Consider the following 11,456-nt stretch of genomic DNA (forward strand, 5'->3'; position numbering starts at 1 on the left):
CTCGACCTTTTTATTTTTAAGTATACAGGTCTTCCATTAAGGCGTGTCTACTAAATAGTCTAACTGCACACAGCTCTATTAAGCTCAACAGAGCTCAAATAACTGTATGGAATGCAGTATAGCCAGCTCCCAGCTCCAAATTCGCTCTCCAGCCTGTATGAAATCCAGTATAGATACACAACTCTGTCAGGTTAGTAGGGTGGCTAGAATGGTCTTTGATCCAAAAAGGCAGGGAGGAGCAAGGTGGCGAATGTGGAGTTTTGCCGGTTGAGGTTAGAGGGATAGCCTGCAAGGACTTGGATTAGAAAAGGCAGTGAGGAGCAAGGTGGCGAATGTGGAGTTTTGCCGGTTGAGGTTAGAGGAGCGGCCAGCAAGGACTTGGATTAGAAAAGGCAGAGAGGAGCAAGGTGGCGAATGTGGAGTTTTGCCGGTTGAGGTTAGAGGAGCGGCCAGCGAGGACTTGGATTAGAAAAGGCAGAGAGGAGCAAGGTGGCGAATGTGGAGTTTTGCCGGTTGAGGTTAGAGGAGCGGCCAGCAAGGACTTGGATTAGAAAAGGCAGAGAGGAGCAAGGTGGCGAATGTGGAGTTTTGCCGGTTGAGGTTAGAGGGATAGCCAGCAAGGACTTTGATCCAAAAAGGCAGTGAGGAGCAAGGTGGCGAATGTGGAGTTTTGCCGGTTGAGGTCAGAGGGATAGCCAGCAAGGACTTGGATTAGAAAAGGCAGAGAGGAGCAAGGTGGCGAATGTGGAGTTTTGCCGGTTGAGGTTAGAGGAGCGGCCAGCAAGGACTTGGATTAGAAAAGGCAAAGAGGAGCAAGGTGGCGAATGTGGAGTTTTGCCGGTTGAGGTCAGAGGAATAGCCAGCAAGGACTTGGATTAGAAAAGGCAGAGAGGAGCAAGGTGGCGAATGCGGATTGTTAGTCAGGTTAGAGGAATGGGCTAATGCTTTCACTGCCCACAGCTAGTGCGGCTGAACAGAGGGCTAACGCTGCCCAGCCACTTGGGACAGATTATTTTTTCCAAATCTTGCTTCTCGCTATGCATTCAAATTACTCTCATTCAAGTGCTCCTAACAGCAAATTTTCTGGAAGATTCTACTAGGTTGTTCTATCAAATTACTCCTACCAAGCAACTTCGTTCCAACTCCCTGCCAGTCAACTCCCTACCTAGCAACTTCCTGCCAAGCAACTCCCTACTAAATACCCTACCAACAACTTCGTTTCAAATTAATTAAACCCTGCCAAGGTGCCTCCCCTGTCAAGCAACACCCGACCAAATTAAATTCCTTGCAGGTCACTTTTTCTGTGATCCGATAAAAGCGAGTATATGTCTGAGAGATTGAGGAGCTTTGCGGTCCAGCAGGTCCCCCTCTTGCTCGAGGCGGGCGTCGATGTTTAATAAATGATAGTCAGATATTGCGGCATTTCTGCGCACCTCATCCCAGTGGAGCGGTGTAGAGACCGTAGCGCCGGCCCGGGCACGCGGAGAGTAAGGAGCAATGATCGTTTTCCCTTGATAATGCTGGAGGTAATCGATATAGATGAGATCTCCGCGATCTTTCTTCAGCCGTTCAATGGTAAACAGTTTAGGATGCTTGTTGGTCAAATAGCTGCCCACGAATTCGCCGATAAGCCGGAGCTCGTCGAAGCTCAGATCCGGTATGAGCGGGATAATAAGCTGTACGCCTGTGGCACCGGATGTTTTGGGAGTTGAAGCGATCCCAAGAGAATCCAGCAGATCTCCAACCAATGCTGCCGCTTCCATAATCCGTGGTTCTTCTTCTACGGATGGGTCCAGATCAATCACCCATTCGCTGGGATGCTCAGGGTTGCTGATCCGGTCGAAGGAAGCGTGGTATTCCAGACAGGCCAAATTACCTAACCATAACAGAACCGGCAGTGAATGAAGCTTCACGTAATGAATCCCTTCATGATCATCGGTCGTCACGAACGCCGGAGCGGGTGAAGGACAGTTTTTCTGATAAAAGGATTTGCCATGCACCCCGTCAGGAAAGCGGATGGTGGTCAAATAACGGTCCTTGCAGTGCTTCATCAGCCAAGGAGACAGCACGGTCAGCTTTTGTAAGAAAATCGCCTTCGTTATGCCCATCTCCGGCCACAGCAGCTTGTTAGGATTGCTCACAGTCAGCTCCTGTCCATCTACAATTACGGTGCCTTTAACGGAGCGGCTCATGTCAGCGTGTCCTTCGGCAGAAAAGTAACCAGCTTTGGATGGCGCAGCTGTCCGGCAGATGTACGTTCAAGTCCGGTAACGCGGCATTTGAATGAAATCGGGAGCCACTGCACCTTTTCGCGTTTCAGTTCATCCGGCATCGTATTGAAGGGGCAGGGAACGACGGCATTACGCGACTGCTCTGTAACGAAAGTTGTCGTCAGCACGCGGCGCAGCGCGTCGTTAAGACCAAGCGACACACTTCCCAGGTAATCGCCTTCATATTCCATGATGAGGCTCGCAATCGTATCATTTCGCCATTTCAGCCCCACAATGTCAACGTCGAGCAGCAGGCTGGTCTTCTTCTTGAGCCAATCCCGATGTTTCTTGCCTTCATGATAGGTACTGGACAGCTTCTTACTGACAACGCCCTCCCAATGGTTGCTCTCCACCCAGTCCCACAGTGCTTGGCCATCGCGAAATACATCCGTGACGAATAAACGGGTATTGCCTGCCGGACACAGTTTCATCAGGCGGCGATTCCGCTCCTCGAACGAAAGATGGCGAATATCGCCGGTCCGATCGGCAAGCAGGTCGAATAAGACGTAGACAAGCCCTCCGCTCGCTCCGCCTGGAGAATCGGCAGCTGCTTGGCGTGACAGTCCCCTTGAGCGCTCTCTTTTCAAAACCTGTTGAAAATTAGCCCTGACACCGTCCCACCAGACGATTTCACCATCGAGCAAACAAGGGCCAAGCGTCGCCGCCTGGGATTCGAGCAGCTCGACAATATCGGCATATATGCTGTTCTTCAAATATAATCGCCTGGAATATAATTCAACCTGCCGATGCTCGGTAATCCGGGCTAATATACGAACCCCATCCCATTTAAGCTGATAACACCAATCCTCGCCGACAGGGAGCTTATTGTCGGAGATCGGAGCCATCGGATCTTCAGGGAGAGGAGGGAGAGAGGCGGAACTAAAAAGCTTGCTGGAATCATCGCTCTGAGCGCTGCTTCCTGTTTGGTTAGGCGAATTGACGATATCCGGATCGGCAAATTCTGTTGCCGCCTCCAAACTGATATCTGCTGACGCATCGAAGGCGAGGGAGCTGCCCTCGCCGCTTGATGCTAGTATGGTTCTGGATTGTCGAATGCGGATTGGCTGTTTCATAGGCTAAGATACGGTCTCCTTTGCTGACCCGGAGCTGCCTTTGGGCTTGCGCGGCCGTGGTACTTTGGCAGCGGGAGCATCTGCCGCCTCTGTGCGGGTGCCGTCTTCGGCTGCTCCGTCAGCTGCACCCGCAGCAGATGATGCTGCGCCGGTATCCAAGCCGCCTTTTGCATCGGGAGGGAGCTTCACCGCTTCAAGGCTCGCCTGCAAGGCTGCCATCAGGTCAAGCACATTGGTCCGCTGCTGCTCGGGTGCTACGCGAACCTCTTCACCGGCAATCTTATGCTGAATCGCGTCTAACAGGCGGCTGCGGTAATCGTCTGTATATTTGGCAGGCTCAAACGGAGTCGAGAGCTGTTCGATGAGCATCCGTGCCATCATCAGCTCTTTCTCGTTTACATCCACATGATCGGGAAGTCCGGGAACAAGATCGACTGACCGTATTTCATCCGGGAAGAAAATAGTTTCCATGGCGAGGCAATCCCCGATGATCCGGATCGCAGCTAGCGAGCTTTTGGACCGGATGGACACTTTGGCGATGCCGATCCGCCCGGATTGCCTCATGGCCTCGAGCAGCAGATTATAAGCATTACCGCCTGCCTGATCAGGAGATAAGTAGTAGGTTTTCTGGAAGTAAATCGGATCGATTTCCTCTAACGCGACAAAATCCAATATTTTAATCGTTTTAGTGACATCATCGGACAGCTGCTCGAGCTCATCCTTTTCGAATAAGACGTAATGGCCTTTGTCATATTCATACCCTTTTACAATTGCATCCCAGTCGACTTCGACTTCGCATGTCGGACATTTACGAATGTATGAAATATTGCTGCCGCAGTCCCGGTGAATGAGTTTCATCGAGATATCCTTATCCTCTGTTGCCGAGAACATTTTAACTGGAACATGCACAAGGCCAAAGCTGATGGCCCCTTTCCAAACGGTATGCATAACGTTTCCCCCTATCCTCATTTCAAAAATATATCGTGTTAACAGGCTATGTGTTCAGTGTTGCCAGAATGCATGAAAACCAATCGAAGCGGGCATATTTTCGTTAAGCAGGGCCAGCTTAAGACGTGTGCATGCTTCAGATGCGAGTTTTTGCTCACGGGAAGTACCATAGTAAAGCACCGCAAAAACTTTTAGGAGGGATTTCCATGACAGAGGCAGGTAATTCCCCTACTGGGGCTAACAATGATTTGAATCATGAGGGCCGTGAAGATTATGACTTGGATATTGACCGAATGGTGAATGAAGGGCTCGGAGGCGGGCAAGTGACGGCGCATAACGGGCTCATTGCGGAATCGACAACAGATACCATGGAACAGGAAATAAAAGAATAACCATTCAAGGCAGTGAAAGGAACGGTTGATCAGCCAAATGAAAACCGAAAGAGCCAAAGAGATTTATCAGTCGAAGGACACCTTCTCCGTACGTTTGGAAGGAAAGCCGGTTTGGATTGAAAATGTGGATGAAACGAATGGCATGGCAACGGTGCAGATTGAGTCCAACCCGCTTAATACGGCTACTGTTTCTGTAGATCGTCTGCAGGAAGAGGATTAATCCAACTAAGCACGAGAAGTTAAAGAAGGGCCAGGAATAAGGGCAGCTGGATTTGAAAAGTTCAGGCAGCAGCGGGCTTATTCCATACAGTTAAGAAAAAAACATCAACTAAGCTCTCTGCTAAGGCAGAGGGCTGTTTTGTTTGGAAGAAAGGGGCTGCGGTTAAATAGAAGTAGCACAGATAAATAATAAAGGGAGCTGATTATGATGGCTGAACGCAATGTAGATATTGAAGAGCGTCATGTGGAGAAAAGAATGGATTCCAGTATGGTTATGTCAACATTTATCAAATATGCCGCCTATATTATCTTGTTCTTCGGAGCTCTCTACTTCTTAGTCAGATTCGTTTTTCCAATGTTTTGATGAGGAGCTGCGATGCATGCCATTCAAATTTTATAGGATGAATTTCTAGCCCAGGCAGATGCTTGGGCTATTTTGTTGTGTTGTACTCCACATAGGGGAGGAAAATAAAGAAGATACTTACAAGAATAAAGTTGCTTTATCCTGCTGAAATCTAATATCGAAAATTGACGATAATCACATCTAATAACTAAAAAACAAAGATAACAAGCCGTTATTCTTTAAATTTGCCCCAAAATCAGTTATAATGGTTATAGAAGCGAGAATTCAGTCTAGGCTTCATGGGGGTAAGATATGGCGAAACAGCACTATAAGTTAACAAAGCTTGAACTGCTGCTGCGGATCGTATTTATTACGGTCGGTGCGGCGCTCGTATCGATTGCACTTGAGATTTTCCTCGTACCAAACAACATCATTGATGGCGGAGTCGTCGGGATTTCGATTATTATTGCCCATTTGACAGGGCTGCCGCTTGGTCTCTTTCTCTTCCTGCTCAATGTTCCATTTCTTATTGTAGGTTATAAACAGATCGGAAAGACGTTTGCTTTATCTACGTTATATGGCGTTACGGTGATGTCGATCGGAACGCAGCTCTTACATCCGGTTCAAGCGTTAACGAGCAGTAATTTTCTTGCACCTGTTATTGGGGGGGTTATTCTCGGTATTGGTGTCGGACTTGTTATCCGGTTCGGGGGATCGCTGGATGGCACGGAGATCGTTGCTATTCTGTTCAATAAGAAGCTGCCTTTTTCTGTCGGTGAAGTGGTCATGTTCTTCAATCTCTTCATTCTCGGCAGCGCGGGTTTCGTCTTCTCGTGGGATAGTGCCATGTACTCGCTAATCGCTTATTACATTGCCTTCAAGGTTATTGATATGACGCTGGAGGGCTTCGACGAATCCAAAGCAGTCTGGATCATCAGCGAGGATGCGAAGGAAGTCGGCGATGCGATTATGAGCCGGCTTGGCCGCGGCGTCACTTATTTGCACGGGGAAGGCGGGTTCACAGGCGGATCGAAGCGCGTCATCTTCTGTGTAATCACCCGTCTGGAAGAAGCTAAAATGAAGTCGATCGTGCAGGAGCATGATCCTGCCGCGTTTCTGGCGGTTGGCAACATCCATGATGTCAAAGGCGGCCGCTTCAAGAAACGTGATATTCACTAGCGGGGCATACAGTTCCAATAGCAAGGAGCCAAGCGGGCAAGACTGCACCTTACCGTGCTGTCCTGCCCGCTTTTGTTGCGAGTCAGAAGAGTGACCGATATAATGAAATTTAGAATGATTGGCTTGCGGGTCCGGTAGGGCACGCAGCATTCAGCCAGGATGATTGGCTTGCAGAGTCCGGTAGGGCACGAAGCATTCAGCTAGGATGATTGGCTTGCCGGTCCGGTAGGACAGGCAGCATTCAGCCAGGATGATTGACTTGCGGGTCCAGTAGGGCACGCAGCATTCAGCCAGAATGATTGGCTTGCGGGTCCGGTAGGGCACGCAGCATTCAGCCAGAGAATAATAGAGTGTAGAGTAATCAATGATGCTGGTTGGCTTGCAGGGTCTTAAGGGACATGCAGCATTCAGTCTTGCAGAGCCCGCAGGAGCACGCGGAGTTCAGTAATCCTGATTGGCTTGCAGGGTCCTGGGGACATGCAGCATTCAGCTAATAGATTCCCGGAAGGAGGCGGTTGATCTGGACGAATTTGAGAGCATCCGCCTCTGGACGGATAGCAGGCAAAGCGCAGAGCGGCAGCGCGAACAGGGAGTCATCGTCGGAATCGGCGACGACGCGGCTGTTGTGGAAGCGCCGCAAGGCGAGGGCGGCACGCTGCAGTGGCTGATGGCGGTCGACACGATGGTGGAGACGGTCCACTTTAATGCAGCGACAATGGCGGAAGCCGATGTCGGCTGGAAATCACTTGCCGCGAATGTGAGCGATATCGCGGCGATGGGCGGCGTGCCGCGGCATGCGCTCGTCTCTGTGAGCGTGCCGCGGGCTTGGGAGCCGGCTGGCATTCGCCGGCTTTATGATGGGCTGTACGCATGCGCCGAGCAGTACGGCGTTGCGATTGTTGGCGGCGACACGACTTCGTCGCCGCTGCACTTGGTGGTGGCCGTGACGGTGATGGGCACCATCGAGGCCGGCAAGGCGATTCGCCGGGCAGGCGCGCAGCCCGGCGATGTTGTGTTTGTGACCGGCCCGGTCGGCATGGCCGCGGCCGGTCTGCACTGGCTGCTCGCTGCCGCGGCTAGCGGGCAGGCGGCGGCAGCTCCGGCGCAGCCGGCAGGCGGCGGCGCCGCGGGCTCGCCGCCGTGCGTGCCGCTAGCCGCGGCGGAAGCCGCCGGCGTGGCGGCGCTGGTGCAGGCGCACCGCCGCCCGGCGCCTTCCGTGCGCGCGGCGCGGCTGCTCGCCGCGCGCGGCACGGTCACGTCGCTGAATGACGTCAGCGACGGCCTCGCCAGCGAAGCATGGGAGATTGCCGAAGCATCCGGCATCTCCCTTTCGCTTCGCGAATCCCGGCTGCCGCTCAGCGGCAGCATGGCCGCTTACGCGCACAGAGTCCATACATCGCCGCTCGAGTGGATGCTCTACGGCGGCGAAGACTACGTGCTGCTCGGCACGATCGCAGCCGGCGACGCACAAGCGGCCAAAGCGGAGCTGGCCGCCGCCGGACTGCCGATGTATCTCATCGGCGAGGTATCGGCCGGCCCCGCAGGCGTAGAACTTATTCGCGATCTCACATCCGCGGATTCATACAACCAGCGCCACAGCGCGCAGTATGCCGCAGAGGCAGAAGCCCCCCGGGAGCCAATCGCTAAGCGCGGATATAACCATTTTGCACAATAATGGAAATGAGAAGTGGTGGAAGGTTATGAGGAGTGAAACAATTCAAACCGTTTGGACAGTGAAGCAGGAGCAGGATACCTTGCGTCTGGCGGAGCTGCTGGCGAGCTGGGCGACTCCAGGAACCGTGCTCGCTTTGGATGGCGATCTCGGCGCAGGGAAGACGAGATTCTCACAAGCTTTTGCCAGCGGCATTGGGGTAAGAGGAATCGTGAACAGTCCTACCTTTACCATTATTAAAGAATATAACGGCGAGCATTTGCCGCTTTATCATATGGATGTGTATCGTCTGTCAGAGTCTGAAGCGGACGAGCTTGGACTGGATGAGTATTTTTATGGGGACGGCGTGACGATTGTGGAATGGGCGAGTCTCATTGAAGCTTTGCTTCCGCCAGAGAGGCTGCAGCTGTACATCGAGCATTTGGGCGGCGAGGCTCGCCGAATTTCGATAACGGGAATTGGAGAGCCGTATGCAGCTTGGTGTCAACAATTACAGGCGATGGGAGCAGGTAACGAATGACAGAAGAATTATCAACGAAAAGCCGGTTGGCTGAATCCAATCTGCTCGTGCTGGCTCTTGATACGTCGACGGCATCGCTGGCTGCGGCACTTGTGCACGGAGCGGAAACCATCGGCGAAGTGCAGTCGCTGGCCGAACGCAATCATTCGGTTCACACCGTATCGATTGTGAAATCGCTGCTTGAAGATAATGGGATAACAGCAGAGCAGCTGGACGGGATATCCATCGGCATAGGTCCGGGATCGTATACAGGGATGCGGATAGCGGTATCCGTTGGCAAGACGCTTGCATGGGCTTGGAATAAGCCGCTTGTCGGCGTTTCCAGTCTTGAATCGCTGGCTTTTGGAGCTTGGCAGAAGGTGGCCGATCCTGCAGAAGCTGCAGCTGAATCTGATTCTGATTCTGCAAATCTCCGCCAGTCAGGCTCGGAGCCGTTCAAGGCCGGTTCAAAAATGGAGTGGTTTATCCCTATCATGGATGCTAGGCGGGGGCAGGTGTATACGGCCGGCTTTGCGGCAGCAAGTGATGGTGCTTGGAACCGGTTAGCCAAGGATGGCATTCGTCTCATGTATGATTGGGTGGACGAGCTGGCATCGCGGATCCGGCAGCTTGAGGATTCAGATCTGCCCGAAGCGATCTGGATCGTTGGGGATTTACAGCTGCATGAAGCTGAGGCAGACCGCTTAACAGCCGTCATTTCTTCGGCTCAACAAGCTTCCGCTTCAACTTCCGTTAATGTGCAAAAGCTTTCTTTTATCATGGAGGGCGGTTCAGTCGCTGCGCTTGGCATGAAACGGCTTGCCGCCGGTGAAAAGGATGACATTCATTCATTTATCCCTAATTATACGCAGTTGACTGAAGCAGAAGTGAACCTGCGGGCAAAAGCACTCAAGGGGCTCGAAGGGAAGAAGGAAGGAGCGTCCACTCATGACAGCCAGTAGTAATGATAATCTTGTTTTTCGCTCCATGACGCTGACTGACGTTCCGGAAATCGTAGCGATTGAGCTGGAAGCTTTTACTTGTCCATGGACCAGGGAAGCGTTTATTAATGAGCTGACGAATAATCATTTTGCTCGTTATATGGTGATGGAGCTGGATGGAAAAGTAATTGGCTATGGCGGCATGTGGACAATCATGGACGAGGCTCATGTGACGAATATTGCGGTTCGTACGGAGTATCGCGGGCAAGGGCTGGGTGAACGGCTGCTGATTGAGCTGCAGAAGCTGGCTATTTATTGCGGTTCGTCGCGCATGACACTTGAGGTTCGCGTCAGCAATGAGATTGCGCAGCGGCTGTACCGCAAGCTGGGATTCGAGCCTTCCGGCATTCGGCCGGCTTATTATTCGGATAATCTGGAGGATGCCCTTATTATGTGGGCGGAGCTTTCCTTACCGGATGGAGTGGAGCAAGAGCATGACAACCAATGAACTCATTTTAGCAGTTGAAACGAGCTGTGATGAAACGGCTGTCGCGGTCATACGCGGCGGTAAACAGATTGTAACGAATGTAATCTCCAGCCAAATTGCAACCCACGAGAGCTACGGCGGCGTCGTTCCTGAGATTGCTTCCAGGCAGCATGTGGAGTCGATTACGGTAATTATGGAGCAGGCGATTCAAGAGGCAGGCATTACGTTTCGCGATCTGTCTGCCGTTGCGGTTACGCAGGGCCCTGGTCTGGTCGGTTCGCTGCTGGTCGGGATTGTAGCTGCCAAAAGCTTAGCGATGGCGCTTGATCTTCCTCTGATTGGCACTCATCATATCGCCGGACATATCTATGCCAATCAGCTCGTGCATGAGCTGGAATATCCTTGTATAGCGCTTGTGGCTTCAGGCGGACATACGGAGCTGGTCGTTCTGGAGAGTGAGGGTAAATTCAGGATCATCGGCCGTACACGGGATGACGCGGTGGGCGAAGCCTATGATAAGGTGGCGCGAACGCTGAAGTTTCCCTACCCGGGCGGTCCGCATATCGACAAACTGGCACAGAGCTCCGAGGAAGAGATCGAACTGCCGCGTGCCTGGCTGGAGCCGAGTTCCTATGATTTCAGCTTTAGCGGATTGAAGTCAGCTGTCCTTGCGGCCATTAATTCCGCAAAAATGAAGGGAGAAACGCCAAGGGCAGCTGCTCTTGCGCGCGGCTTCCAAGCATCGGTCATCGATGTGCTGGTGACAAAAGCGCTCCGCGCCGTACGTGCCGAAGGCGCCAAACAGCTGCTGCTGTGCGGCGGCGTAGCTGCAAACGGCGGGCTCCGCGCTGCATTGACTGCTCGCTGCGAGACCGAAGGCGTGCCGCTGCTCATTCCGCCGCTCGTGCTCTGCACGGACAATGCGGCTATGATTGGGGCCGCCGCGCATTTGAAATATACGCGTGGCGAATTTACCTCGCTCGATATGAAAGCCGAGCCCGGATTATCGCTTGAGGAATGGTCAGTACGCAGTTAGCCGGCATGTAAGCAGGGCCGGATTGTCATTCCTTGGATCCTATACTGGAATTTATACAGTTTATATAGCGATAATCAATTGTTTTAGCGGCTAAACTGTATTTCATACAGTTAAACTCGTCCAAAAAGGGCTAAATAGGCTAAATTGGGTGTTATGACGATGACCGAACTGTATGAAATCCAGTATAACGACGGTAAAGTCAGAAATATAGCTTTTTAACTGTACAAAATCCAGTATAGACGGGGTATGCCATTCATACTACACGATCTGGTGCTGCAGCAAACTACGCGAACTGGTGCTGCAGCAAACTACGCGAACTGGTGCTGCAGCAAACTACGCGAACTGGTGCTGCAGCAAACTACGCGAACTGGTGCTGCAGCAAACTACGCGAACTGGT

At 52.2% G+C, this 11,456-nt stretch carries 12 protein-coding genes; 9 read left to right on the forward strand and 3 right to left on the reverse strand.

All coding sequences use genetic code 11. From position 1 onward, the window contains the following. Positions 1-1,292 precede the first annotated feature (1,292 nt). The 3 genes from ligD to ku are packed head-to-tail and all read right to left on the reverse strand — an operon-like array spanning position 1,293 to position 4,291. Positions 1,293-2,192 (reverse strand): non-homologous end-joining DNA ligase, encoded by a 900-nt coding sequence (gene ligD, locus ACFPYJ_RS00130; protein ID WP_379185997.1) that lies wholly within the window; start codon positions 2,190-2,192, stop codon positions 1,293-1,295. Then, on the reverse strand, positions 2,189-3,343 hold the full coding sequence (locus tag ACFPYJ_RS00135; protein WP_379185998.1) for an ATP-dependent DNA ligase: 1,155 nt from the start codon (positions 3,341-3,343) through the stop codon (positions 2,189-2,191). The genes ligD and ACFPYJ_RS00135 overlap by 4 nt, the downstream gene beginning before the upstream one ends. Before the next feature lie 3 nt (positions 3,344-3,346). After that, the gene (gene ku / locus ACFPYJ_RS00140; protein WP_379185999.1) at positions 3,347-4,291 is read right to left on the reverse strand and encodes a non-homologous end joining protein Ku; all 945 of its coding nucleotides are present in this window, start codon (positions 4,289-4,291) and stop codon (positions 3,347-3,349) included. 206 nt (positions 4,292-4,497) lie between these two features. On the opposite strand from ku, the gene ACFPYJ_RS00145 reads away from it, so the two are divergent. The 9 genes from ACFPYJ_RS00145 to tsaD all read left to right on the forward strand — a co-directional run bounded on the left by ACFPYJ_RS00145 (position 4,498) and on the right by tsaD (position 11,059). After that, a complete protein-coding gene (locus tag ACFPYJ_RS00145) occupies positions 4,498-4,683 on the forward strand; it encodes a hypothetical protein (protein ID WP_379186001.1) in 186 nt (61 codons plus the stop codon). Between the two features lie 37 nt (positions 4,684-4,720). Beyond that, positions 4,721-4,903 (forward strand): H-type small acid-soluble spore protein, encoded by a 183-nt coding sequence (locus ACFPYJ_RS00150; protein ID WP_379186002.1) that lies wholly within the window; start codon positions 4,721-4,723, stop codon positions 4,901-4,903. Between the two features lie 207 nt (positions 4,904-5,110). Continuing rightward, positions 5,111-5,266: a hypothetical protein gene (locus tag ACFPYJ_RS00155; protein ID WP_379186042.1), complete on the forward strand. Its 156-nt coding sequence runs from the start codon at positions 5,111-5,113 to the stop codon at positions 5,264-5,266. Positions 5,267-5,557: 291 nt separating this feature from the next. Beyond that, a complete protein-coding gene (locus ACFPYJ_RS00160) occupies positions 5,558-6,424 on the forward strand; it encodes a YitT family protein (RefSeq protein WP_379186003.1) in 867 nt (288 codons plus the stop codon). Positions 6,425-6,878: 454 nt separating this feature from the next. Beyond that, positions 6,879-8,099: a thiamine-phosphate kinase gene (gene thiL / locus ACFPYJ_RS00165; protein ID WP_379186004.1), complete on the forward strand. Its 1,221-nt coding sequence runs from the start codon at positions 6,879-6,881 to the stop codon at positions 8,097-8,099. Positions 8,100-8,124: 25 nt separating this feature from the next. Beyond that, positions 8,125-8,616 carry a tRNA (adenosine(37)-N6)-threonylcarbamoyltransferase complex ATPase subunit type 1 TsaE gene (tsaE, locus tag ACFPYJ_RS00170; protein ID WP_379186005.1) on the forward strand — a complete coding sequence of 164 codons (492 nt, stop codon included), beginning with the start codon at positions 8,125-8,127 and terminating at the stop codon, positions 8,614-8,616. After that, positions 8,613-9,557, forward strand: coding sequence for a tRNA (adenosine(37)-N6)-threonylcarbamoyltransferase complex dimerization subunit type 1 TsaB (gene tsaB, locus ACFPYJ_RS00175; protein WP_379186006.1), 945 nt, complete (start codon positions 8,613-8,615; stop codon positions 9,555-9,557). The genes tsaE and tsaB overlap by 4 nt, the downstream gene beginning before the upstream one ends. Beyond that, positions 9,544-10,044 (forward strand): ribosomal protein S18-alanine N-acetyltransferase, encoded by a 501-nt coding sequence (gene rimI / locus ACFPYJ_RS00180; RefSeq protein ID WP_379186007.1) that lies wholly within the window; start codon positions 9,544-9,546, stop codon positions 10,042-10,044. The genes tsaB and rimI overlap by 14 nt, the downstream gene beginning before the upstream one ends. Then, positions 10,031-11,059 carry a tRNA (adenosine(37)-N6)-threonylcarbamoyltransferase complex transferase subunit TsaD gene (gene tsaD, locus ACFPYJ_RS00185; RefSeq protein WP_379186008.1) on the forward strand — a complete coding sequence of 343 codons (1,029 nt, stop codon included), beginning with the start codon at positions 10,031-10,033 and terminating at the stop codon, positions 11,057-11,059. Before rimI ends, tsaD begins: the two co-directional genes overlap by 14 nt. Positions 11,060-11,456 lie beyond the last annotated feature (397 nt).

The organism is Paenibacillus solisilvae, assembly GCF_042656405.1.
Taxonomy (GTDB): Bacteria; Bacillota; Bacilli; order Paenibacillales; family Paenibacillaceae; genus Paenibacillus_Z; species Paenibacillus_Z solisilvae.